26 protein-coding genes and 1 riboswitch are annotated in these 24,945 nt (G+C 36.1%); of the genes, 8 read left to right on the top strand and 18 right to left on the bottom strand.

Going from position 1 to position 24,945, the window contains the following annotated elements; all coding sequences use genetic code 11:
* The first annotated feature begins 24 nt into the window (after positions 1–24).
* Positions 25–453, top strand: a complete 429-nt coding sequence (gerQ, locus tag Q3V31_RS19430; RefSeq protein WP_000068640.1) for a spore coat protein GerQ — start codon at positions 25–27, stop codon at positions 451–453.
* 31 nt (positions 454–484) lie between these two features.
* Here gerQ and Q3V31_RS19425 read toward each other — a convergent pair whose 3' ends face one another.
* The 3 genes from Q3V31_RS19425 to Q3V31_RS19415 form a co-directional block, all read right to left on the bottom strand.
* Positions 485–853, bottom strand: a complete 369-nt coding sequence (locus Q3V31_RS19425; protein ID WP_000688314.1) for a DUF423 domain-containing protein — start codon at positions 851–853, stop codon at positions 485–487.
* A 63-nt stretch (positions 854–916) separates the two neighbouring features.
* On the bottom strand, positions 917–1,204 hold the full coding sequence (locus tag Q3V31_RS19420; RefSeq protein ID WP_001198367.1) for a YwdI family protein: 288 nt from the start codon (positions 1,202–1,204) through the stop codon (positions 917–919).
* A gap of 6 nt (positions 1,205–1,210) precedes the next feature.
* On the bottom strand, positions 1,211–2,200 hold the full coding sequence (locus tag Q3V31_RS19415) for a potassium channel family protein (RefSeq protein WP_016130996.1): 990 nt from the start codon (positions 2,198–2,200) through the stop codon (positions 1,211–1,213).
* A 95-nt stretch (positions 2,201–2,295) separates the two neighbouring features.
* On the opposite strand from Q3V31_RS19415, the gene Q3V31_RS19410 reads away from it, so the two are divergent.
* The 3 genes from Q3V31_RS19410 (at position 2,296) to Q3V31_RS19400 (ending at position 5,113) form a co-directional block, all read left to right on the top strand.
* Positions 2,296–3,579, top strand: coding sequence for a purine/pyrimidine permease (locus Q3V31_RS19410; RefSeq protein WP_016130997.1), 1,284 nt, complete (start codon positions 2,296–2,298; stop codon positions 3,577–3,579).
* Positions 3,580–3,786: 207 nt separating this feature from the next.
* The gene (locus Q3V31_RS19405) at positions 3,787–4,608 is read left to right on the top strand and encodes a Cof-type HAD-IIB family hydrolase (protein ID WP_329766318.1); all 822 of its coding nucleotides are present in this window, start codon (positions 3,787–3,789) and stop codon (positions 4,606–4,608) included.
* A 211-nt stretch (positions 4,609–4,819) separates the two neighbouring features.
* A complete protein-coding gene (locus Q3V31_RS19400) occupies positions 4,820–5,113 on the top strand; it encodes a DUF3817 domain-containing protein (protein ID WP_000953396.1) in 294 nt (97 codons plus the stop codon).
* Between the two features lie 38 nt (positions 5,114–5,151).
* On the opposite strand, the gene Q3V31_RS19395 is transcribed toward Q3V31_RS19400, so the two are convergent.
* The 5 genes from Q3V31_RS19395 to Q3V31_RS19375 are packed head-to-tail and all read right to left on the bottom strand — an operon-like array spanning position 5,152 to position 9,617.
* Positions 5,152–5,829, bottom strand: coding sequence for a uracil-DNA glycosylase (locus Q3V31_RS19395; RefSeq protein ID WP_016130999.1), 678 nt, complete (start codon positions 5,827–5,829; stop codon positions 5,152–5,154).
* A 19-nt stretch (positions 5,830–5,848) separates the two neighbouring features.
* Positions 5,849–6,841 (bottom strand): ABC transporter permease subunit, encoded by a 993-nt coding sequence (locus tag Q3V31_RS19390; protein ID WP_001206485.1) that lies wholly within the window; start codon positions 6,839–6,841, stop codon positions 5,849–5,851.
* Positions 6,834–7,751, bottom strand: a complete 918-nt coding sequence (locus tag Q3V31_RS19385; protein ID WP_097881754.1) for an ABC transporter ATP-binding protein — start codon at positions 7,749–7,751, stop codon at positions 6,834–6,836. The genes Q3V31_RS19390 and Q3V31_RS19385 overlap by 8 nt, the downstream gene beginning before the upstream one ends.
* Positions 7,748–8,629, bottom strand: coding sequence for an SGNH/GDSL hydrolase family protein (locus tag Q3V31_RS19380; protein ID WP_016131001.1), 882 nt, complete (start codon positions 8,627–8,629; stop codon positions 7,748–7,750). The genes Q3V31_RS19385 and Q3V31_RS19380 overlap by 4 nt, the downstream gene beginning before the upstream one ends.
* A gap of 10 nt (positions 8,630–8,639) precedes the next feature.
* Positions 8,640–9,617: a LacI family DNA-binding transcriptional regulator gene (locus tag Q3V31_RS19375; RefSeq protein WP_097881752.1), complete on the bottom strand. Its 978-nt coding sequence runs from the start codon at positions 9,615–9,617 to the stop codon at positions 8,640–8,642.
* A gap of 97 nt (positions 9,618–9,714) precedes the next feature.
* On the opposite strand from Q3V31_RS19375, the gene Q3V31_RS19370 reads away from it, so the two are divergent.
* Positions 9,715–10,341, top strand: coding sequence for a YczE/YyaS/YitT family protein (locus Q3V31_RS19370; RefSeq protein ID WP_016131003.1), 627 nt, complete (start codon positions 9,715–9,717; stop codon positions 10,339–10,341).
* A gap of 29 nt (positions 10,342–10,370) precedes the next feature.
* On the opposite strand, the gene Q3V31_RS19365 is transcribed toward Q3V31_RS19370, so the two are convergent.
* From Q3V31_RS19365 to Q3V31_RS19355, 3 genes are all read right to left on the bottom strand, one after another.
* On the bottom strand, positions 10,371–11,666 hold the full coding sequence (locus Q3V31_RS19365; protein WP_016131004.1) for a homoserine dehydrogenase: 1,296 nt from the start codon (positions 11,664–11,666) through the stop codon (positions 10,371–10,373).
* 139 nt (positions 11,667–11,805) lie between these two features.
* Positions 11,806–12,711, bottom strand: a complete 906-nt coding sequence (gene metA / locus Q3V31_RS19360; RefSeq protein WP_098403668.1) for a homoserine O-acetyltransferase MetA — start codon at positions 12,709–12,711, stop codon at positions 11,806–11,808.
* A complete protein-coding gene (locus tag Q3V31_RS19355; RefSeq protein WP_000504775.1) occupies positions 12,695–13,993 on the bottom strand; it encodes a bifunctional O-acetylhomoserine aminocarboxypropyltransferase/cysteine synthase in 1,299 nt (432 codons plus the stop codon). The genes metA and Q3V31_RS19355 overlap by 17 nt, the downstream gene beginning before the upstream one ends.
* A 92-nt stretch (positions 13,994–14,085) precedes the next feature.
* Positions 14,086–14,190, bottom strand: a riboswitch (SAM riboswitch).
* Positions 14,191–14,509: 319 nt separating this feature from the next.
* Here Q3V31_RS19355 and Q3V31_RS19350 point away from each other — a divergent pair.
* The gene (locus Q3V31_RS19350) at positions 14,510–15,742 is read left to right on the top strand and encodes a chloride channel protein (RefSeq protein WP_098403667.1); all 1,233 of its coding nucleotides are present in this window, start codon (positions 14,510–14,512) and stop codon (positions 15,740–15,742) included.
* Between the two features lie 40 nt (positions 15,743–15,782).
* On the opposite strand, the gene Q3V31_RS19345 is transcribed toward Q3V31_RS19350, so the two are convergent.
* The gene (locus Q3V31_RS19345; RefSeq protein ID WP_098271149.1) at positions 15,783–16,478 is read right to left on the bottom strand and encodes a YjjG family noncanonical pyrimidine nucleotidase; all 696 of its coding nucleotides are present in this window, start codon (positions 16,476–16,478) and stop codon (positions 15,783–15,785) included.
* A gap of 107 nt (positions 16,479–16,585) precedes the next feature.
* Here Q3V31_RS19345 and Q3V31_RS19340 point away from each other — a divergent pair, with 107 nt between their 5' ends.
* Positions 16,586–17,257, top strand: coding sequence for a transcriptional regulator YeiL (locus tag Q3V31_RS19340; protein ID WP_000703330.1), 672 nt, complete (start codon positions 16,586–16,588; stop codon positions 17,255–17,257).
* Between the two features lie 57 nt (positions 17,258–17,314).
* On the opposite strand, the gene Q3V31_RS19335 is transcribed toward Q3V31_RS19340, so the two are convergent.
* The 3 genes from Q3V31_RS19335 to Q3V31_RS19325 all read right to left on the bottom strand — a co-directional run bounded on the left by Q3V31_RS19335 (position 17,315) and on the right by Q3V31_RS19325 (position 20,375).
* Positions 17,315–17,941 (bottom strand): FMN-dependent NADH-azoreductase, encoded by a 627-nt coding sequence (locus tag Q3V31_RS19335; protein WP_000246731.1) that lies wholly within the window; start codon positions 17,939–17,941, stop codon positions 17,315–17,317.
* Positions 17,942–18,134: 193 nt separating this feature from the next.
* Positions 18,135–18,782, bottom strand: coding sequence for a response regulator transcription factor (locus Q3V31_RS19330; protein WP_329766220.1), 648 nt, complete (start codon positions 18,780–18,782; stop codon positions 18,135–18,137).
* Between the two features lie 21 nt (positions 18,783–18,803).
* Positions 18,804–20,375, bottom strand: a complete 1,572-nt coding sequence (locus tag Q3V31_RS19325) for a GAF domain-containing sensor histidine kinase (protein ID WP_329766218.1) — start codon at positions 20,373–20,375, stop codon at positions 18,804–18,806.
* A gap of 134 nt (positions 20,376–20,509) precedes the next feature.
* On the opposite strand from Q3V31_RS19325, the gene pdxK reads away from it, so the two are divergent.
* Entirely contained in the window at positions 20,510–21,334 is an 825-nt protein-coding gene (pdxK, locus tag Q3V31_RS19320) for a pyridoxine/pyridoxal/pyridoxamine kinase (RefSeq protein WP_000174236.1), read from the top strand.
* A 97-nt stretch (positions 21,335–21,431) separates the two neighbouring features.
* On the opposite strand, the gene Q3V31_RS19315 is transcribed toward pdxK, so the two are convergent.
* From Q3V31_RS19315 to cstA, 3 genes are all read right to left on the bottom strand, one after another.
* On the bottom strand, positions 21,432–22,487 hold the full coding sequence (locus Q3V31_RS19315; RefSeq protein WP_329766215.1) for a diguanylate cyclase: 1,056 nt from the start codon (positions 22,485–22,487) through the stop codon (positions 21,432–21,434).
* Between the two features lie 143 nt (positions 22,488–22,630).
* The gene (locus Q3V31_RS19310) at positions 22,631–22,834 is read right to left on the bottom strand and encodes a YbdD/YjiX family protein (protein WP_000920270.1); all 204 of its coding nucleotides are present in this window, start codon (positions 22,832–22,834) and stop codon (positions 22,631–22,633) included.
* Positions 22,827–24,902 carry a carbon starvation protein CstA gene (cstA, locus tag Q3V31_RS19305; protein ID WP_329766213.1) on the bottom strand — a complete coding sequence of 692 codons (2,076 nt, stop codon included), beginning with the start codon at positions 24,900–24,902 and terminating at the stop codon, positions 22,827–22,829. Before cstA ends, Q3V31_RS19310 begins: the two co-directional genes overlap by 8 nt.
* Between the last annotated feature and the right edge of the window lie 43 nt (positions 24,903–24,945).

Genomic DNA, 24,945 nt, shown 5'->3' with positions numbered 1-24,945 from the left:
ATGAAAATGAGGAGGGATTTTTGAATGGCACAGCAACAAAATCCATACTATGGAACGGGTTTTTATCAACCATCTGGAACTTATGTACAACCGCAACAAATGACCGCGCAGCAACAGCAACAACAGCAAGCGATGCAACAACAAGCTGCTCAGGCTCAATTGGCAGTTTCTCAAGGTATGTTACCACTAGAGCAATCGTATATTGAAAACATCCTTCGTTTAAACAAAGGTAAGCAGGCTACAGTTGTAATGACCTATGAACGTGGTAGTTCGCTTGGTACACAATCTTATACAGGGATCATCGAGGCAGCTGGCCGTGATCATATCGTAATTAGTGAACCGAAATCTGGAAAGCGCTATTTGCTACTAATGATCTACTTAGATTATGTAGAATTCCCAGGAGAAATTACGTATTTACCTGGCCAACAAGCAACTTATGCTCCAAGACCATAAAAAAAAGCTGGCAAATGCCAGCTTTTGTTTTTTATAACCCTTTTACAACTGCAGTTCCGACTAAAATCCACGCCACAATAAACGCTACACCACCGAGAGGTGTAATTGGGCCAAAGAATTTAATACCTGTTGTACTTAATGCATAAAGACTGCCTGAGAACATAATAATCCCAGCTACCATAAGCCAACCCGCAGCGCTTAAAAGTGATGATTGCATTTTGTCCATTAATAGAGCGACTACAAATAAGCCACCTGCATGAAACATTTGATATGTAACGCCCGTCTTCCACACTTCTAACATTTTTGCAGAAATTTTATTTTCTAAACCATGTGCTCCAAAAGCCCCTAATGCAACAGATAATCCCGCTGCAATACAACCTAGTAAAAAGAAAATTTTCATCTTAATTCCCCTTTTTATTTTTATCATAAGCAATTTTCACATATAATCCAAACGATTTAACCCTTAAAAATCAAATAAAGAATTACCATTTGCACCTTCTTCTTTTATATACACAGGCTCTCCAGAAACTGGCATAACCGGTTGAACTGTTGTTATAGGCTGAGATCCGATTATTTGTGATTGAACTTGTGGTTCTCTATACGTAGAAGGCTCAACTTGTTCATCTAATAATAAATCACATAATGCACGCACAACTAATAAATGCTCTTTTGATTTTTGTCCTTCACTACTTTTTGCCTTTGCAATTTCACTCGCCATTTTATTTAAAACCTTATCGCTAGATACTTGCATTCCTTGTCACCTCTTACTTTGTAGTTCTTTCTCAAATTGCCCCAGTTTCTCCACTGAACCAAATACTATTATCATATCATGTTCTTGCAAGTTTTCCTGCCCTGTTGGATTGTGGATAATATTCCCATCCCTTAAAATAGCCAATGTTACATCAAACTGATTTCTCACATCGCTCTCTAATAACGATTTACCAATTAATATAGAATCTTTGCCAACTAAAATTTCTTCAATGACAAATGACTGTTCTACTCCATATAACACTGTATCAATATAATGAACTGTTAGCGGATTCGCAATACCTTTTGCGATATGAATTCCTGCCATACTAGATGGATTAATAACCTTATTTGCACCAGCGCGTCGTAATTTCTCTTCTGTTTCTGGCTTTTCAGCTCTCGCTACAATTTTAATTGCATCGTTCAGTCCTCTTGCTGTTAATGTAATAAATACATTTTCAGCATCGTTTGCTACGATAGCAACTAGACCCGCTGCCTTCGAAATTCCAGCGTTATGTAATACTTGATCTTCCGTTGCATCCCCGTGTACATATAAAAGTTTTTCCTGCTCCAATATACTTTCATCTTTATCCACAACTACAAATCGAATTTTCTTTTCCTGCAATTCATATACAACTTGAAGCCCTACTCTACCACATCCACACACTATAATATGATTTTCTAACTGTGCTATTTGTTTATCCATCTTCTTCCTCCGCACTGCATGAAATAAATTCCCTTCAATAATCATAGCTGCTACTACCCCAATTGCATACGTAACGATACCGACGCCAATAGGTATAATAAGAAGAGCAAAAACTTTTCCCGCCTGCGTTACAGGAACCGCATCTCCATATCCAACAGTTAACACAGTAATCATCGTCATCCAAAATGCTTGAAATAAACTAATCTCTTCAATTGTCATAAATCCTAGCGTTCCTAGAATTACAACAAAAGTCATACATACAACTGCTATCCATAATTGCTTACGTGCACTCATATTATGTTTCAACTCTTTTCTCTATCTACAATCTTTGCCAGAGGAAATGAAATACGTATATACTAGAAACGGAATCTATGAAAGAGGTCGATATAATGAAGATATTTCTTTCTGCCTTGCAATGGGCACTATTTATTTTAGCTGGAAGTCTTATTGTACCAATTAGTGTCGCGACTAGTTACGGTCTTGATGGCGCTGAAGCCATCGCGTTTGTACAAAGAACATTATTTGTTCTCGGATTTGCTGGTCTCTTGCAAGCTATATTTGGGCATAAACTTCCTATTCAAGAAGGTCCTGCAGGCCTTTGGTGGGGAATTTTCTCCCTTTATGCAAGTTTAGGCGTCGTATTATTTGGATCAAGCAATGAAACGCTTAAGGTCCTCCAGTACGCTTTCCTATTAAGTGGAATCATTTGTATTATTCTTAGTGTTTTTGGACTTATTGATAAACTAGTTCGTTACTTTACACCGACAGTAATTGGAACATATTTATTCCTTCTCGTCGCACAACTTAGTGGCTCCTTCTTAAAAGGCATGTTTGGTCTTGATGGACAACACACAGAAGTACAGACCAACGTATTTATTCTTTCACTCGTTGTTATTTTACTATCTTTTTTCATTATGAAGCTACCTATTATTGGACAATATTCCGTTCTTTTCAGTATCGTCTTCGGCTGGATATTATTCGCATGCTTCGGATTATCTAATCCAGTAACACCTGTGACAGATATAATTCGTCTTCCATCTCTATTTGTTTTCGGAATGCCTCGCATTGAATGGAACATGGCAATTACAGTAGTTTTCGTCACACTACTACTTCTAACAAATATGTTAGCAAGTATTCGCGTTGTACAAAAGGTTGTTTCTAAGTATGAAGAAGATGCCGCTCCAGATCGCTTCAAACAAGCTGGCATTATAACAGGAATAAATCAATTACTAGGCGGCCTATTTTCAGCCATTGGTCCTGTTGCCATTTCTGGATCAGCAGGATTTATCGCAACGACAAATATTTATAAACGCCTCCCATTTATGTTAGGGTCAAGCTTTATCATTCTTGTTAGTATATTCCCAAAGATTACTTCATTCTTTGCAGCAATCCCCGTTGCAGTTGGGTATGCTGCGATTTACCCTGTATTTGCAAGCATGATTGGTCTCGCTTTTCGCGAATATGACACTGTACAAAATAAAGAACGTTTATTTAAAGTAGCAGGTCTTTCAATCTTTACAGGTGTTGGAGTTATGTTCATTCCGGCAGAAGCATTTTCTACGCTGCCACCATTTTTAGCATCATTCTTAAGTAACGGTCTCGTTCTCGGATCCGTAATGGCTATTTTGCTGGAAATACTATTTTCTCGTTCGAACGAAAAGCAACTATCGTAAATTGGAAAACTTCCATTATTGCACTCTACCTTTAGAGTTGTTACGATAATGATAAATTATCATGGGCAACACGCTCATGATAATTTATACTAACAATGCAGAACCTTTCTGATTTTCATGAAAAGAGGTTCGATGTCTTACTATATATATTCCCCAATATCTTCATAAAAATTTATTTCTATTCCAACAAAGAGAGGAATTTCCTATATGACTTATAAAATGATTGTTTTAGATTTAGATGATACTTTATTACGTGATGACCATACTATTTCACCTCGCACGAAAGAGGCTTTAATGACAGCACAAGAGCAAGGGGTTAAAGTTGTACTGGCTTCTGGACGTCCAACGTTTGGTATGCGCAATGTAGCTAAAGAACTTCGTTTAGAAGAATACGGTAGTTTCATTCTATCTTTTAATGGCGCAAAAATTATTAACTGTAAAACAAACGAAGAAATCTTTAGTAGTACGCTATCTCCTGAAATCGTTCACAACCTATTTGAAATTAGTAAAACTGAAGACGTATGGATTCATACTTATATTGGCGATGATATCGTAACAGAAGAAAATAATCCTTATACTGAAATTGAGGGCGATATTACTGGTATGCCAATTGTTGTAGTAGATGACTTTAAAGCTGCTGTTAAAGAGCCTGTAGTAAAAGTATTAATGAACAAAGAAGCTGAACGCCTTGTTGAAGTAGAAAAGAAACTACAAAAACAACTAGAAGGCCAATTAAGCGTTATGCGTTCAAAACCATTCTTCTTAGAATTTACTGAATATGGTGTTACAAAAGGAACAAGCCTAAACCAACTAATCCAAAAACTTGGTATTAAACGCGAAGAAGTTATCGCAATGGGCGATAGCTATAACGATCAGGCAATGATTGAATTTTCCGGTCTTGGTGTTGCAATGGGCAACGCACCAGATGATATTAAAAAAATTGCAAACTATGTAACAGATACAAATATGAATGATGGCGTTGCAAAAGTTGTAGAGAAATTCGTTTTAAAAACGGAAGCACTTGTTTAATATTTTCACTCATAAAACCTATTTGAAGTCAAACACTTCAAATAGGTTTTTATTTAAATTCTCATGCTTTTGTGACTATATTTTGAACTTTGCACTATTCTCGTAGTGTAAACTTTCTTTTTGTATATAATGAAACAAAATAGACTATTTTATTTTGAAAAAGAATACAAATTTACTATAAACAAGCATACGTTAAAGGAGGCTACTTTACATGTTATCTACACCAATCGGACGATTAAGAGCAATTGGACTCGTTGAGGGGATTTCTTTCCTACTACTATTATTTGTAGCAATGCCATTGAAATATTTCGCAGGATTTGCAACAGCTGTTAAAATTACAGGCATGGCTCATGGCGTTTTATTTATTCTATTCATCTTTGCAGTAATTCAAGTAACAATCGTACACCGTAAATCAATTTTATGGGCACTTGGGGCATTCGTTTCATCAGTTATCCCATTCGGTACTTTTGTACTAGATGCAAAACTAAAGAACGAACAACAATAATAAAAAGGTAGTTAACGACTGTTAACTACCTTTTCTATTTATAAATTTGGAATTTCCCAATCAATTTCTCTTTCGCCCATACTAGCTAAAATCGTATTTACTTTAGAGTACGGTTTACTACCAAAGAAACCTCGTCTTGCCGATAATGGACTTGGGTGTACAGACTCAATAATATGATGATTTGTATTCGTGATTAACTTCTTCTTCGCCTGTGCATGACGTCCCCACAATATGAAGATAACTGGTTTTTCACGATCATTTAATAACTCGATTACGCGATCTGTGAAATGCTCCCATCCTTTTCCCTTATGAGAATTCGCCTCACCTTGACGAACCGTTAACACAGTATTTAATAATAAAACTCCTTGCTCCGCCCACTTTACTAAATAACCGTTATTCGGAATTTCATAACCATATTCATCTCGAAGTTCTTTATACATATTTAACAATGACGGTGGTGTTTTAATACCAGGTTGTACAGAAAAGCTTAAACCATGCGCTTGATTCGGCCCATGATATGGATCCTGTCCTAAAATGACCACCTTTGTATTTTCATAGCTTGTATACTGAAGAGCGTTAAAAATAGCTTCTACCTTTGGATAAATCACATGCTCCTCATACTCTTCTTTTAAAAAGTTAGCTAAATTTTGATAGTATTCTTTCTCAAATTCTGGCCCCAGTAATGGTCCCCAATCATTCTGCAAAATGTTTTCCATACTTTCACTTCCTGTCCAATTAATTCACCATATCCTGCCTTGTAAATACTACAAACGAAATAATAAGGGAAACAACTGCCCAAACAGTTAAATTCATTAAAGAAAATCCCATCGATAAACCTTGTAATGCAGGTAATTTTCCTGATAAATAATCCGTTAACGTTAAGTTCACACTAAAAATATATTTCGCACCTTCCCAAGATGTTGCGAATGAGCTTAAAATGCCTCCTGCAATTAATGCGGCTAGCATAACGCCCATACCGGCTGGTGTATTACGAATTAAAACAGAGACCATAAATGATATAGTTCCGACAACGATAGCAACAAACCAAGCTAATCCATACGCCATTAAGATGTATTGCCACTGCGGAATAAGATGTACAAAATTCGTATTTAATGTCTCCTTATCAATGACGAATCCTGTTAAAACAGGCAAGTTCCATCCAGAGTATCCAAATACAAGCCCAGATAATACGTAAGCAAACAAACCTACAAGAAGCAGTATGAGTGAAATGAAAAATAACATCGTCACGTACTTGCTAAGAAGTATTTTCCAGCGCCGAATCGGCCGTGTAAGTAACATCTTCATCGTCCCATCACTTCGTTCTCCTGAAACAATATCAATAGCGACAATCATTACAAGAAGCGGAATAAATAATGTAATTCCTTGCTCAATAAATGCTCTTACAAAAGTCGGTGCGCCCGGCGCCATCGGGTTAATATCATGATCTAAATAATATTGTTGTTGCTCCACTCTTACCTTTAGCCAATCACGCCATTCTTCTGGCAACCTAGAGTTATTCAAACGGTTCTGTGAATCAACAATTTGTTGTTGTAATGAAACTTTCCAATCCGTTGTACCGAGTCTTTTTTGCGTCGTTTCTATTTCACGATACTGAGCATACACGAAAAGTGGGATCAAAATTGCTAAAATAAGCATGACAACAAAAATACGTTTCTTACGATAAATTTTCTCCGATTCATTTAAAACTAAATTCGCAAATTCACGCATGCTGCTCACCCCTTGTGAGTTCAATAAATAAATCTTCTAGCGTAAATACCAGTTCCTTAACGCTATGTACATCTATCCCATTTTCTACAAAGAGTTTATTCCAACTACTTATAGATGCAATATCCATGCGGCATAGTAATCGATCACCTTCTATACTTACTTCCCTTACTTCCTCAGCATCTTCAAGCATATTTTTCGCCTTAGAGATCGGTGTAACAATCCATTCTACACGATCACTTGCTGTTTTAATTAACTCTTCAATCGGTGCAACTGTTATCATTTTTCCTTTATGAATAATAGCTACACGATCGCATATCATTTGTACTTCACTTAGCAAGTGACTTGAAATAAACACACTCATATTTTCTTCTTTCACAAGCTTATGTATAAATTCCCTAAGTTCTCTAATTCCAGCTGGGTCTAAACCATTTGTTGGCTCATCTAATATGAGCAATTTGGGATTTCCAAGAAGTGCCTGGGCAATTCCAAGGCGCTGCTTCATACCGAGTGAGTATGTCTTTACCTTGTCGTGAATTCTTTCGTCCAAATGAACCATCTGAGCAATTTCAAGAATACGTTCATCTGATATATCACCTAGCATACGGGCAAATTGTTTTAAATTTTCCCATCCAGTTAAATATGTATACAGTTCTGGGTTTTCAACGATACTCCCTATTTGACGCATCGCTTCTCTGAAATTTTCCTTAATCGAATAACCACCGATAGAAATCGTACCTTCTGTTTCTTTAATCAATCCAACTAACATTCGAATTGTAGTCGTTTTTCCGGCACCATTCGGCCCTAGGAAGCCAAACACTTCCCCTTGTTTTACATCGAAGGAAATATTCTCTACAATTGTCTTCTTTCCAATTACCTTCTTCACGTCTCGTACGGAAAGTATCGTCGTCATTTTATCCCTCCTTGTTCTAGTTTTAATTTACTCGCAACATTTTGAACTAATCGGTCTGCCATATATGTATACCCTACTTCATTCGGATGAAAATGATCGGAGTATAATAATTCTTTCCCACGATTTTGGAATAGATCAAATGTCGGTGTAATATATACATTTTTAGCATTTAGCGCTAATTTCTCTAAAGATGCATTCCAATCTACAACGATGTTTGAAGAACCTTTTAAATCTTCTACATCTTCAAAAGGATTGTATAAACCAAGCCAAAAAATAGGGCTATCTGTATTTAACTTACGAATTTCTTCTATTATTTTCTTCGCTTCATTTTGGAACGTCGCTGTATCAGGACGGTATGTTTCTAAATCTATCTTTCCAAGCGATTCCCAGCCAGGAAATAAATCATTTCCTCCAATTGTTAAAACGATTACATCTGCTTGCTTAATTGAATATTGAGCGCCACTACTCTCAATTTGTTTTAATAAGTCAGGCATTTTTGCACCACTAACAGCTAAGTTTGTTAATGCAATCTTTTGCTTATAATCTTTTTGTAAATCCTCTTTCATACGCCCAATATAGCCAATTCCTTCTTTATCACCAACACCACGTGTTAATGAATCACCTAAACTAACTATTTGTAATGTTCCCGTTTTCTTTTTCTCTTTTGCCACTACATCAGTCTTTTTTATTAAATTTGAAGCTTTCGGATTTAATACATCATTTACACCTGAAACAAAGCCATATGCAAATAAACAGAAAGATGCAATTGTAATGAGTAGAATTACTTTTACTACTTTTGATCTCATATCAAAACCCCTTTTAGCCCTCATAGATTGTCCATAATTATACCAAACGCAATTTTGAAAAGCGATTTTCACACCTTCTCCATTAAGTTGTTTCTCTATCCACTAACTCTGGTAATAACTCTATATGCTTCACATCTAATTTCTCTTCATTAATCTTTTTATATAATAATTCAAACGCTTTTATCCCAACATTTTTACTAGGATGCGAAATCGTTGTTATACCTAATATATCTGCCACTTCTTGATCATCACATCCGATAATCGTAATATCTTCTGGCATTCGAATTCCTTGTTTTTTCGCTTCTGTTACCATTCCCGCAGCAATATGGTTACAGGATACAAGAAACGCCGTCGGTTTTACAGACATACGAGCCCATTCCCTGACTACATTACGTCCATCTTCCACTGTAAAACAGCCTTTAAACTTCCAGGCTTCTAACGGTTTTACGGCAATCTGTTGAAGCGAATCCTCATACGCCTGTTTTCTTCTTTGACTATTAATGCTATTACTTCTTCCAATGCAATATCCAATGCGTGTATGGCCGGTATCTATTAAGCTTTTCATACCGCGCGAAAAAACTTTATAGTAATCAATATGTACACTTGAAATGTATTTTGAATCAATTTCTTCACACATAACAATTGGACCAAATTTTGTATATTCTTCAAGCTTCTCCTTACTATTTGCCCTGGAACATATAATAACCCCATCAAGCTTTTTCATTTTTAACATATTCAGAATTTCTAATTCTCTTTCCTCACTATAATTCGTCTGACAAAGCATCATATTATAATTTTCCTGTGCCGTTTCCTTTGATATTCCCTCAATAATAGCGCTATAATATTGATCATTTACATGCGGCAATAAAACACCGATTACATTTGTTTTTCCTTTCACTAAATGAATTGCATTTACATTTTGCGTATAATTTAATTCTTCTATAATTGCTAAAATTTCTTTTCGTTTCTGTTCATTTACGTACGGATGATTATTAAGTACACGTGAAACTGTTGAAACAGATACCCCAGCGAGTTCAGCAATTTTTCTTATATTCGTCATCTCATTTTCCTCTTCTCACAAAAATTCTCCCTTGACCTGGTAAGCTTTTCACAATATATCCTTTCCTAGCAAATACATTTTGAAAGGATATACAATTATGCTTCGATTCAAATTAGAATATATATTTTTCATTGGCGGTTTACTCATTCTCGCCATCGGTATTAATATGATGACGACAATTACTTCCTTTGGACTTAGCCCTTATGATTCCTTCTTTATTGCACTATATCAAAATTTCGGCATAAGTATTGGTTTTTGGATTTTCATGATTAACTTTATTTTTACCCTTATCGTACTCTTTTGGGACAAAAAACAAATTACAATCGGCACAATTGTCACAATGATTCTTATTTCTCTTTTTGTTGATTGGGTTGGTTCTATTACGACCATTATGGACATTATCCGCTCTCTTCCAAAATATATAACACTTATTTGCGGAAATCTATTCATCGGAGCCGGAATCGGCCTTTATGTCTCTACAAACCTTTGCGCAGCACCTCAAGAGGCTTTCGTTTTAACTGTTGCTGAGAAAAAGAAGTGGACATTTAGAAGAACAGAAATTTCATTAGCTTTTTTATTTTTAACATTAAGCTTCTTATTAGATGGGCCAATCTATTTTGGAACAATTATCTTATCCTTTACAACAGGTTGGATTATTCAAGCATTTATTCAAGTTGGTACGCAAATTTTAAATAGAAAAAAACCTATTAAGCAAGCCGCTTAATAGGTTTTTTCATTTTATTAGAAGAGATACTACTTAGCATCTCCTTCAATCCGATAGTTTGCTTTCAAACAATCTATTTCTTCATACGATTGCAATGTATGTAGAATGTAATCGTAATCTGCAAGAGAAGCACGATGCGTTACAATTACGATTTCTGCTTTCCCTTTCTCTTCAAGCGGCATTTGAATAATCTTTTCAAAGCTAACACCGCGCTCTGAGAACAATGACGTGATTTTTGCGAACACACCAATTTCATCTTTCACATGCAGTCTTAAAAACTTTTTCACAACAATTTCATCTGGCTCTTTTAATACTTTTTTATACTGAGGAGATACCGCACTATTTCCGTTTACACCTAACCTAATATTTTGCATTACAGCAACTAGATCTGAAACAACAGCTGTCGCTGTCGGTAAGCTTCCTGCTCCCGGTCCATAAAACATCGTTTCTCCTACCGCTTCACCATACACATACACAGCGTTATATTCATTTTGTACTGCCGCAAGAGGATGTGCATTTGGAAGTAAAGTTGGTTCAACTGTAACCTCTAATTTTTCACCATCTCGCTTTGCAAGACCAATTAATTTAATTGTATAGCCTAAGCTCTTACTATATTCAATATCTTCTGCTGTAATAGAAGTAATTCCTTTTACCTTCACATCTCCAAGCTCTACATTTGTAGAGAAACCGAGAGTAGCCAAAATCGTCATTTTCCTTGCTGCATCTAAACCTTCTACGTCTGATGTTGGATCTGCTTCTGCAAATCCAAGCTGCTGAGCTTCTTTTAACACGTCGTTATATGCTCTCCCTTCGTCTGACATTTTCGTCAAAATAAAATTTGTCGTTCCATTTACAATTCCCATTACTTTCGTAATAAGATCTGAAGAAAGTCCTTCTACGATGCTTCGTAAAATCGGAATTCCTCCGGCTACACTTGCTTCATAAAACAGATCCGCCTTATTATCCTTTGCTACCGCTAATAATTCCGCTCCGTGTAACGCCATTAAATCCTTATTTGCAGTCACAACGTGCTTCCCACTTTGTAAAGCTTGTAAAATATATGTTTTTGCATCATCAATGCCGCCCATTACTTCGATGACAACATCAATATTAGGATTATCTAAAATTTCATTCACATCTTGTGTTAATAGAGTAGAAGATACCTCGACCTCCCTCTCCTTCTCAATGTTTTGCACTAACACTTTCGTTACTTTCACTGAACAACCAACTTGGTGTATAAGTCGTTCTTGATGATCTGTAATAATACGAACTACACCGCTACCAACTGTCCCAAGACCTAATAACCCCACTTGAATTTCTTTCATAATACTGTCCACCCCTCAAAATTGTGTTTAGATGAATTATATAGACGAAAAATCTGAAAAACAATGAATTTAGAACATTCGGAAAAATAAAGGTTATTCTTTACAAGGAAAACGCTACCACGTGTTACACAATCTTTCTTTACAAGACATAAGGGGTTTCTTGATACACGTAATAATTCAACCAATTAGAGAATAATAAATTCCCATGACTTCTCCACCTAACAAGCGGCTTCTCATCTGGATTATTATGTTTAAAGTAATTTCTTGGCACATCAATATTTAATCCTTTTTGACGGTCACGTTCGTATTCTTGCTTTAACGTATCACAACTATATTCACTATGTCCGAGTGCGAAAACTTGCCGTCCCTCTTGCCCAATAACAAGATGAACACCCGCTTCTTCAGAATTGGCTAATAACGTTAATTCTTTTACGGTTTCAATATCGCTCTCTCGTACTTCTGTATGACGAGAATGCGGAGCAAAAAATACTTCATCAAACCCTTGTAACAATTTCACATGTTGCTCACGAACCTCATGTTCAAATACACCAAACATTTTTTCCGCAAGAGGATACTTCGGCACACCATAGTGATAATACAAACCCGCTTGTGCCCCCCAGCAAATATGAAGCGTAGATGTTACATTCGTTTTTGAGTACTCCATAATACGTCTAAGCTCTTCCCAATAATCTACTTCTTCAAAAGAAAGAGTTTCAACTGGGGCTCCTGTAATAATGAGTCCATCAAATTTTTCATTCTCAATATCACGGAATGTTTTATAGAAGCTCGTTAAATGGTCCTGCGCTACATTACGAGACAGATGCGATTCCATATGAAGTAAATGAACATCTAATTGCAGCGGTGTATTTCCAATTAGACGCAGTAATTGCGCCTCTGTTTCTTGCTTTGTAGGCATTAAATTTAATATGGCAATTTTCAAAGCACGTATATCTTGTGTTACTGCTCGCTCCTTCGTCATTACAAAAATATTTTCCTTCTGCAATACTTTGCGAGCTGGTAAATCTTTATCAATTATGATCGGCATGTTGTTTGCCTCCGACTAGCGCCACTTCTAAATCTGCAATAATATCAGAAACATCTTCTATACCGACCGATAAACGGATTAAATCCGATGTAACGCCAGCTAAACGCTGATTTTCTGCGCTTAACTGTCTGTGCGTCGTACTAGCAGGATGTATGACGCACGTTCTTGCATCAGCTACATGCGTTACAAGAGTTGCCAGTTTTACATTTGCGATAAATTCTTTTGCTGCTTCTAATCCGCCTTTAATACCGAAAGTTAAAACTCCACTAGCACCTTTTTTCAAATACTTTTGTGCTAACGAGTAATTTTCATTACTATCTAATCCCGGATAATTCACCCACTCAATACGATCATGATTAGCAAGCCACTTGGCAACTGCGAGAGCATTTTCACTATGACGCTCCATTCGTAAATGCAATGTTTCCAGGCCAATATTGCTAATATATGCATTGAATGGGCTCATACAGTTTCCATAGTCTCTTAATAACTGAACGCGTGCTTTCACAATATAAGCTGCTGCTCCAAAATTTTGAACATAACTCACACCGTGATAACTCGGATCAGGTTCAACAAGCTCAGGATATTTTCCATTTGTCCAATCAAAGTTTCCTCCGTCAATAACAATGCCGCCTAAAGAGCTTGCATGACCATCGATATATTTCGTCGTTGAATGAACGATAATGTTTGCCCCATGTTCAAACGCCTGGCATAAATAAGGCGTCGCTAATGTATTGTCAACGATAAAAGGTACTTCTAATTCTTTTGCTGCCGCTGAAAGTTCTTTGAAATTCAAAACGTTCATTGCTGGATTTCCTAGCGATTCTGCATAAACGAGTTTTGTCTTATCGTTAGCAAGTGCCGCAATTTCATCTGCTGTTAAATTGGGATTAAAGAACGTAACATCAATGCCAAGCTTACGTAAACTTACTCCAAATAAATTAAATGTTCCCCCGTAAACTGTTGAAGAACAAAGAAGGTGATCTCCACTACTACAAATATTTAAAACTGCTAGCATAATGGCCGCCTGCCCAGAAGCTGTCGCAACAGCCCCTACACCGCCTTCTAAATCTGATAATTTTTGCTCAAATGCAGCTAAGGTAGGATTTCCAATACGCGTATATATATATCCTTCTGCCTCTAAATTAAATAGTGCCGCTAAATCATCCGAAGTATCGTATTTATACGTTGTACTTTGATAAAGTGGCAAAACACGCGGCTCACCATTTTTTGGCGTATAGCCACCTTGCACACAAATTGTTCCTTTTCCCCATGATTCTCCCATCTCTCATTCTCCTTTCTTTTATACAAAATAAAAAACTGCCCCTTTCCTGAAAACAAGAAAGGAGCAGTTTGAAAACACGCTCTAAAGGCTCTTTCTTATCTCTCAGGATTATTACCTGCAGGATTTGGCACAATTCCGTTATACGGCTGTTGCCAAGGTTTCATCGGGCCTGTCCCTCCACCTTTTCTTGATAAGACTATGCAATTACCGTTGATTTTATAGCAATAATTTCCTGATGTCAATCAGTTTTTCTGAATGTTCTAAATTAAATGCGAAAACTTTAATATAAACAACAAAAGAAATATATTCCATATTCATTTAAAAAAGACCTTTTAAAAACCTCGATCAATATATAGAATTAAATAAGTAGTTTAAACGTATAGGTTCAAGATTCTCACGCTTATTCAATATATTGAATAAGTCAACCTCTCAAAAAGATACTATATATATTCAATTCATTTCACACTAGCATATTTAATCCTTTCTACATTAAAACTTACATAACGGAGGTATAACATGACAAATAAAAAGGACATGCACTATATACTCATCCTATATGGCATTCTTTTAGGCTCTATAGTAGGAGCTACAGTCTGGTTATTTTTAGTTACAATAAATATCGGAATTCACTTTATTTGGGGATACTTACCTACTATTTTCTCCTCTCCCCCTTATTACACCATTTGTGTAACAATTATCGGTGGTATCCTCGTTGGTTTAACACAAAAATACTTTGGTACATATCCACGTCTTATGCCCGAAGTGATGGCTGAATATAAAAAAACAGGTAGAATTGAATACAGTTTTGTACATAAAGCTACTTTAACTGCGATTATCGTTTTAATATTTGGAGCTAGTTTAGGCCCAGAAGCAGCACTTGTTGGAATTATCGGTGGACTTTGTACATGGGTAGGAGATCGCTTTAAATTTGCTTTAAAGGGAATGAATGAACTAACAGAGGTTGGAATTGGCGCTACTTTAAGTGTAATTTTTAATGCACCATTATTCGGTTACTTAGCCCCGAATGAAAATGAGGGTGAACAAATTAACGAATTTTCTAAAGGAAAAAAAGCAATTGTATATTTAGCTACCACTTTTGCCGGTTTTTCCGTTTATTTATTGCTTAGTAAACTCGATAATCGTGGATCCTTTATTGTTGATTTCGGAGAAGGTTCCCTTTCTCTTAATGAATGGATCGCCTTTCTACCACTTGCTAGCATCGGTGCTATAGTTGGTTTCTTTTATTTCAAATTAGAATTCACATTAGAGAAATTAATCCATCCCTTCAAGGAATACAAGGTATCACTTGGAATTATAGGCGGTATTTTATTGGGGATTACAGGAACTTTTCTCCCGTACACGTTATTTTCAGGGGAACATCAATTAAAAGATTTAGTTGTTGAATGGAGCCATTTATCCTTCTGGGTACTACTTCTTTCCGGGGTTTTAAAATTATGTATTACTGCCGTTTGTTTAAATACGGGTTGGCGCGGCGGACATATTTTCCCTATTATATTTGCTGGATCAAGTATCGGATACGCTATAGCTTCTATTCTTCCTATAGACCCAATCGCATCTGTGGCCATCGTAACAACAGCAATTTCAAGCTATGCGTTACGAAAGCCAATAGCTATAACCTTGCTATTACTTATGTTTTTCCCGCTCAATTTACTATTACCAATGCTCGGGGCGGCAGCGATTGGTAATGCATTTCCACTTCCTAAAAACAACGCAGCTACAAACGAATAAAAATAGGCAGTAGGGACAAAAGTTCCACTGCCTATTTTTATTACACATGCTGTTTTAATAGCGCGTATAACTCTTCAAAACTATGCACTTCATATGTTGGCACAATCTCGCTATTATTTGGTTTCTTTTCTGGATTAAACCAACAAGTATCAATTCCCGCTACATATCCACCTTTAATATCAGCACTTAACGAATCCCCAATAATGAGCCCTTCTTCAAAAGAAAAATTAGGAATCCTTTCAAAAACATAATCAAAATACTCTTTCATCGGCTTTTGGAATCCCGTATCTTCAGAAACAAAAATATCTTTAAACAATGAATGTAATCCTGCATTACGTAAACGTTTATCTTGCGTCTTAAAAATACCGTTTGTCACTACATATAAATCATACTCACTTTGAATTTGATTTATAAATTCAAATGCACCTTGCATGAGTTGGTCTCCTTCTTCTAAGTAGCTACGATAATTATTTTCGAATAATATCCCATCTACCTCTTCCCCGTACTCTTTAAACAAAATCGAAAATCGTGTATTTACGACTTCATCACGGTTTATTTCACCTTCTTCAAAAGCATCCCAAAGGCTTTTATTAATTTTTTTATACTGCGCTTCCACCTCGCTAGTTAAAGGAATCCCTTTCTCTTCAAAGAGCATACGTAACGCCACTTTCTCCGCCTTCTGAAAATCTAACAATGTATCATCTACATCAAATAGCAATGTTTTATATTTTTTCATAAACCCCTCACACTCTCTTTTCTACAAAAACAAATTTACATAAATCGTATCATTCTTCCTTGTAAAAATAATAGGAGATATCTCATACTACAAACAGGGGTGAAAATATGAAAATTAGTAAAAATGAGAAAGAAATTTATCAATACATGCAAATTCATCAATTCCATACTCTTTTTTCCTTTCATGTCTTACCATATGTAGAACTACATTCTTTTCAAAAGAAAGAGATGATATGTAAGGAGGGAATCGACCTCCCCTATCTCTATTACTTAATTTCCGGGAAAGCAAAAATATATATGAGCCATAAAAATGGGAAAGTCTCTTTAATTAATTTTATTCAAGCACCTTCATTCATTGGAGAATTAGGATTAATTGGCGTAGAATCTGTTACAAAAGCGGTTGAGGTGATTGAAGATTGTATTTGCTTAGCGCTTCCTCTTAAAGATTGTCAGCATCTTTTATTGCAAGATGCTACCTTTTTACAGAAACTATGCAAATTTATTGGAGAAAAAACAATTACCCGAACAGAAAATTACGCCAAAAACTATAGTTATTCGTTTGAAAACCGATTAGCTGCGTTTATTCTATTAACGGAACAAAATAATTGCTATACCGAAAAACATACTGAGGCCTCAGAATACTTAAACGTCAGTTACCGCCATCTTTTATATGTATTAAACCAGTTTTGCCAGCAAAACTATTTAAAGAAAGAAGGCCGAACATATTATATACAAGATCGAAATCAATTAGAAAAACTTGCTGACGAGCTGAAAGTATAAAAAACAGCATTAACATAAAAGTTAATGCTGTTTTTTGAGTGGCGATTATAATTTTAATTAAAATTTGCTTGCTACTTTAGCTGCTTCTTCAAGACCTGCAGTAATGATTTCTTCAGCTTTATCTGGGAATTGGTTATGTCCCTCGATAACTACCGTTTCCATGTTTGTTGCACCGAAGAAGCCCATCATGCTTGCTACATATTTAACAGCCATTTCTACTTCAGCTGCTGGTCCTTCAGAATATACGCCGCCGCGTGCATTTAATAACGCAATTTTCTTATCTCCAATAAGTCCGACTGGACCTTCTGGTGTATATTTAAACGTTTTACCAGCACGGTTTAAATAATCAATATACGTGTGTAATACGGCTGGAATCGTTAAGTTCCATAATGGGAAACCGAAAACAACTTTATCAGCTTCTAAGAATTGATTTAAATACTTATCAGCAACTGCTACTACTTTTGCTTCTTCTTCTGTTAAATCAAATCCTCTGCTTGCTTTGAATGTACCATTAATCATATCTACGCCTACATATGGTAATTCTTCTTTATATAAATCAAGTTCTACTACTGTATCATTTGGATGTGCTTCTTTATAATTTGCTAAAAATGCCTCGTATAATTTCACACTTACTGCTTGTTCCGCTGGGCGGTTGTTTGCTTTTACAAATAAAACTGTTGCCATGATTCTTTTCCTCCTACTACTCACTCTTATGTTGTTATATATTACTTACGAAAAAGGATTACTCCCTTGTAATTGTTGTTGCTTACAAATACATTTTATCTTTATATCAAGACAATTTCGTCCTCACATAGACGTATTTTTTCATAAAAAAAGTCCACCTTCTAAAGGCGAACTAGGTCTTACGACTTTTGTCTTATACAATTCCGTTTTTTACTGCATATAATGCTGCTTGTGTGCGATCGGATAAATGTAACTTACTCAAAATACTACTCACATGAGCTTTAACCGTTTTTTCTGTAATAACTAAAACAGCGGCGATTTCTTTATTACTCATCCCTTTCGCTAATAGCTGCAATACTTCATTTTCTCTTGCAGTTAGCACATCCACTTGAATGGAAAGCTCTTCTTCTTTCTCTTCCTCCGGTAATGTTTGAGAGAGAAGAGCATTTGCTACATCGGGATGTAATTGAATATTCCCCTTATACGCGCTTCGAATAGCTTCAACAAGTTGATCTGGTTCTACATCTTTTAAAATATAACCACTTGCTCCAGCTTTCAATGCTGGCAATACATGAGCCTGATCAGAAAAACTAGTTAAGACAATTACTTTCACATTTGGGTATTCTTTTTTAATGCAGGCTGTTGCCTCAATTCCATCCATCTCAGGCATATATAAATCCATTAATACGACATCTGGACTCGTTTCGCCTACTTTCACTAACGCCTCTTTTCCATTATTGGCTTCCCCAACTAATTCAAAATCTTCCTGTGTACTTAGAAAAAACGCTAATCCTTTTAAAACGACTGTATGATCATCAACTAACAATACTTTTATTTTCACAAACTTCCCTCATTTTTCACATCATAATGGTACATTTACTTTTACACTCGTTCGTTTCTCGCTGCTTGTAATTTTAATCGTCCCACCAACTAATTCTACTCTTTCGCGCATCGTAGTCATACCGAGTGATTTCTTCTCTTTTATATCCTTTTCTACAAAGCCGTTTCCTTGATCGACTATTTCTAATGATACATTCTTCTCCGTCACTTTGAAATAAATCGTCGCTTCCCTGACATTTGCATGCTTACTTACGTTATTTAAAGCTTCTTGTCCAATTCTCCAGAACGCTTCTTCTACTACGCGAGGTAAATCACGAACACCTGTAACTTGTTCCCGAATTTTCAATCCCAAACTTTCACCATATTGTTTTAAAGCTGGTAATAGTCCTTTCTCTAATCCCGCTGGACGTAGTTGCCAAATTAACGTCCTCATTTCTTTTAAGGCACCTTGTGCTAATTCACGCATCTCATACAAAGACTGATCTGCCTTTTCATTTTGACCCTTTAAGACAGCTTCAGCACCTTTCGTCATAAACGTTAATGAAAACAACTTTTGTGAAACAGAATCATGTAAATCTCTTGCTAACCGGTTTCTTTCTTCCATTCGTACAAGTTCGCGGCGTTGCTCATTTAACCTTAAATTTTCTATCACGAAAGAAATATGATTTGTTATTGCTTGAAGTACATCTGTCGTATTCACATCAAATTCACCATTATTTGAACTAACACATAAAACACCAAATATGTGACTTTGAATCTGTATTGGTGAGGCAATAACCGTCCTATTAGAGGCTATCTTATGACTGATTTGATGGTTTAATAAAATAGGTTCACCTTTTTCTAGTGCTTCTTTCGCTGCTTCTTTTATATCCTCTTGTAATTCTTCCTGGCAATAAGATGCCCGCAAGGCTAATTCTTTCTCTTCCCTAATAAAGAATGCGACTTGATTCCACTGAAACACTTCACCTAATTGATTTACAACTTTTTCAGGCAATATATTAAATTGATGAATCGTTCTTAAAACTTGAATGAACCGTTCTAATTTCACATAATAATGCGCTCTTCGCTTTTCATTTTCATATAACTTTGCTCGTTTTAAAGCCGTTCCAATTTGGAAAGCAACTGATTGAAGCAATACTAATTCTTCTTCTGAAAAATGTGTTTTACCTGGGCTTGCCACATTTAACAAACCAAATTTTTCTCCTCCAGCCTTTAAAGGAACCGTAGCATGATGAAGAATTCCTTCTGTATCTCCCCAATTATATTCAATTGCATTATTAATTCTTTTACATTCAATAATATTAACAGCTCGCTCTAACTTTCCATCCACAAAGCCACGTAAACACCAACATTCCCCTTCACACATCGGGCGTTTGTTTTCATATGTAAGTGCCTCTGGTAACTGGTAATCGATTAATTTCGTATATCTCCCATTTTCATCCGCAAGAAAAATCCATCCTGTCGTTAAACCTGTTACACTAAGTAATTTTTCTAGCACTGCTTGCAATACATGATATGTATCATTTGATGTATTTAGCGTTTCTGCAATTTCTTTTAATATAACTAATTCATTTGTACGATTATCTCGAAACATACTTAATCTCCTACATACAAGATTTTAAATCTCCCCTAAAGTAAATCATCTACTTTTCACTTTGTACTTATTCGTAACATTGATATAATGGTGAAAACATAGTTTTCATTATATCACTTGAGGGGGCTTTCATAATGACATTAAATAAGGCACTTACTATCGCTGGTTCTGACACAAGTGGCGGTGCTGGTATACAAGCAGATTTAAAAACATTCCAAGAACTTGGTGTATACGGAATGACATCTCTTACGACAATCGTAACGATGGATCCACATAACGGTTGGGCACATAACGTATTCCCAATTGCGGCTTCTACATTAAAACCACAATTAGAAACAACTATTGAAGGTGTTGGCGTAGATGCTTTAAAAACAGGTATGCTTGGATCAGTAGAAATTATCGAAATGGTTGCAGAAACAATTGAAAAGCACAATTTCAAAAATGTAGTAGTTGATCCTGTTATGGTATGTAAAGGGGCCGATGAAGCATTACACCCTGAAACAAACGACTGCTTACGTGACGTTCTTGTTCCAAAGGCATTAGTTGTAACGCCAAACTTATTTGAAGCGTATCAATTAAGTGGTGTGAAAATTAATTCTCTTGAGGACATGAAAGAAGCTGCAAAGAAAATCCATGCTTTAGGTGCTAAATACGTACTAATTAAAGGTGGTAGCAAACTAGGTACAGAAACTGCTATTGATGTATTATATGACGGTGAAACATTCGATCTTCTAGAATCAGAAAAGATTGATACGACAAATACACACGGTGCAGGTTGTACATATTCTGCTGCAATTACAGCAGAACTTGCAAAAGGAAAAACTGTAAAAGAAGCGGTAAAAACTGCAAAAGAATTCATCACAGCTGCAATTCGTCATTCATTCAAAATTAATGAATATGTAGGACCAACACATCACGGTGCATACCGCAAATTCGTTGCACAGAAAGAGCTTGTCTAATAATAAACTAAAAAAAATACTAAAACCGACAGAGCATTCATTGTTCTGTCGGTTTTAGTATTTTTTGCAAAAATGTTTTAAAGTACTCCTCGAATTCCTATGATGCTGAACTAACTTGGTTTCTACCATTTCTTTTTGAATAATATAATGCATCATCCGCTGCTTGAATAAATTGCTCAGGTGATTTTTTATACTCTGAAATCCCAACAGAAACTGTAATTTTAATTTTTGTTCCGTTTTTCAGTTGGAATGAATGCTTTTCAACAGCTAGTCGAATTTGTTCCCCTATACGAGTTCCAAATGCTAATCCCTTTTTCGGTATCAATAAGGCAAATTCTTCGCCACCCTTTCGAAAAACCAAATTAGAGAATGGTCCATTCTCTAACAAAATACGCCCTACTTGTTTTAACACTTCATCCCCAGCAGGATGACCGTATGTATCATTTACATACTTAAAGTGATCAATATCGATAAGTACTAAACAGAGCGAATCATTTTTCATATACTTGTTATCAATATGACGATTCATCTCTAAATCAAATTGCCTTACATTCCCCAGATTCGTTAATGCATCTATCGTTGCATAATGCTTCATCGTTTGAAATAATTCATTTGATTGCAATACGTAACTTGCACTTACAAATGTGACGTATGCCGCTACAATATAACAAACTAAATATAATGAAACTACATACATATCCTTAAATAAAATATAAAGTGGCAGTATTAAAATAGACAGACTGTACACATTAAACCCTATCCATTTTGCAAATATAGAAATTTTCATTCGCCAAATAAGGGTAATGCCCATCCCCGTTGCCACGATAGTATAGCAAGCCAATTCGGAGGCTAAAGAATACTCAGTAAAAAATACCCGGGTTATTAAAATGATTATAACTGTTATACTACTAGCTATTGGGCCACCAATCATAATTGCCAAAACAACAGCTAAATAACGTAAATCCAACATAATATCTTCAATATGTACACCAAAGTGCATCAACAATATACTCAATATTCCAGTTAAAATACCGACCAAACATTTCTGCCAAAAAGAGAATCCTTCTTTTAATGGCCTATCTCTTACAAGCTGAGCACCCACAAAGATAAAGGAAAGAATGATTGTCATATTTACAAATAAATCTCTGAACATAAAATGATCTCCCTACTTTTTCTTTTCCATCTATCCCTTTCTATATGCTATTGTATTACGGAATCCCTATAATTCCCAATATTTTTTTACTGTTCCACGTGGAACAGCAAAATAAAAAAGGAGACGAAATTTCGTCCCCTCCATTAGCAACATCGTGATATCTTTCCGCCTTTTGCATTAAATCTAGCCTCTTGTGCCTCAGCAAAAAATTGCTTTTGACATAGAATTTTCTCTTCTGGATGATGCGCTTTCATATGATTTACATACGTTTCATAACTTGGAACTCCAACAAGTAAACTAATAAATTGCTTTCTCTTTCCCCATACGTCCCGTAAACTTTTAAGCATAGTTCCTCGACTCACTTTCATCTCTAGGAATATATGGCGCCTCTTTTAGCGGCATCGGCTTATTTCTTAATACTTGGATCCAAATTCGAAGTGCAGAAATTAATACAGCTATTACAACTATCATAAAAATCCCACAAAGTGCTGCATCAATATAATCATTGAAAATAATTTGCTTCATCTGAGCGACATTTTTAGCTGGCGCTAACACTTTCCCCTCATCTAACGCTCCCTGAAACACCTTTGCGTGGGATAGAAATCCTATTTTAGGATTTTCATGAAATAGCTTTTGATAACCAGCTGTCATTGTTACAATAAGCAATCCAACAGTTGGAATAAGTGTCACCCAAACATATGCTTTTTTCCCCATTTTGAACAAAATTGTCGTTCCAAGTAATAATGCAATCCCCGCTAGCATTTGGTTTGCAATACCAAAAAGTGGCCATAGCGTATTAATTCCGCCAAGAGGATCTACCACCCCTTGATATAAAAAGTACCCCCACCCTATTACACATAGTGTTGTAGCTATCACATTTGCTAATGTAGAATCTGTTTTCGCAAGTGGCTTATATACATGACCTAAAATGTCTTGAATCATAAATCGCCCTACACGTGTTCCAGCATCAATCGTCGTTAAAATAAATAGTGCTTCAAAAAGAATCGCAAAATGGTACCAAAATGCCATCATCGCCGTTCCGCCCATTACTTGTGAAAATATATACGCCATACCAATTGCTAATGTTGGTGCGCCACCTGTACGTGATAAAATGGTCTGTTCTCCGACATTAACAGCAAGTTCTTTTAATTCATTCGGTGTAATAGCAAATCCCCATGAGGAAATAACTTGAGCTGCTTGTGATACATCAGTTCCAATTAGTGCTGCTGGGCTATTAATTGCAAAATAAGTTCCTGGTGTTAATACACAAGCTGCAATCATAGCCATCGCCGCTACAAACGACTCCATCAACATCGCTCCATAACCAATTGGCCTTGCATGGCCTTCTTGCTCAATCATTTTCGGTGTCGTACCTGATGAAACGAGAGCGTGGAATCCAGACACAGCACCGCAAGCTATTGTAATAAATAAGAACGGAAATAAATTTCCAGAGAAAACAGGACCTGTCCCATCAATAAATTGAGATACTGCCGGCATCTTTAAATCTGGAGCTACAACTAAAATGCCAATTGCTAATCCAAGTATCGTTCCTATTTTTAAAAATGTACTTAAATAATCTCGTGGTGCAAGAAGCATCCAAACTGGTAATGCTGATGCAATAAATCCATATACGATAAGCATAATAGCAATTGTCTCACCACTAAAAGTAAACATACTTGCAAGCGTCGGATTTTCTGCTACATATTGTCCTCCAACAAGAGATAAAACTAGTAGAATAATACCAATTACTGATCCTTCTCCTACACGTCCTGGCCTAATGTAACGCATATAAACTCCCATTAAAATAGCAATTGGAATCGTTGCTGCGATTGTAAACATTCCCCACGGGCTTCCAACGAGCGCCTTCACGACTACTAAAGCTAATACCGCTAATAAAATTATCATAATACCTAAAATACCAATCATCGCAATTAATCCTGTAACAGGACCAATCTCATCTTTAATCATTTCTCCTAATGATTTACCGTTACGTCTCATTGAAGCAAATAAAATTACAAAATCTTGTACAGCTCCAGCAATAACTACTCCAACAATAATCCAAATTGTCCCGGGTAAATAACCCATCTGCGCCGCCAAAATTGGACCTACTAAAGGACCTGCCCCTGCAATCGCTGCAAAGTGATGACCGAATAAAACCCATTTATTTGTCGGAACATAATCCTTCCCATCATTTAATGTATGAGCAGGTGTTTGCCTATTATTATCTAGTCCAAAAACTTTCCTCGCTATAAATCTACTATAAAAGCGATAAGCAATCGCATACACTGATACAGCAGCAACTAATAGCCATACAGCATTAATTGTTTCGCCTTGAGATAAGGCTATTACACCAAAAGCAAATGCTCCTAGTGCTGCAATAACTCCCCAAAGTAAAATTGACTTCAACGTTTTCACATACAATCCCCCCATTACTACTTCTTAGTGGAGATTGTACTAA

Source organism: Bacillus nitratireducens, assembly GCF_036320425.1.
Classification (GTDB): Bacteria; Bacillota; Bacilli; order Bacillales; family Bacillaceae_G; genus Bacillus_A; species Bacillus_A nitratireducens.
This window is presented reverse-complemented; position numbering and strand designations above follow the sequence as displayed.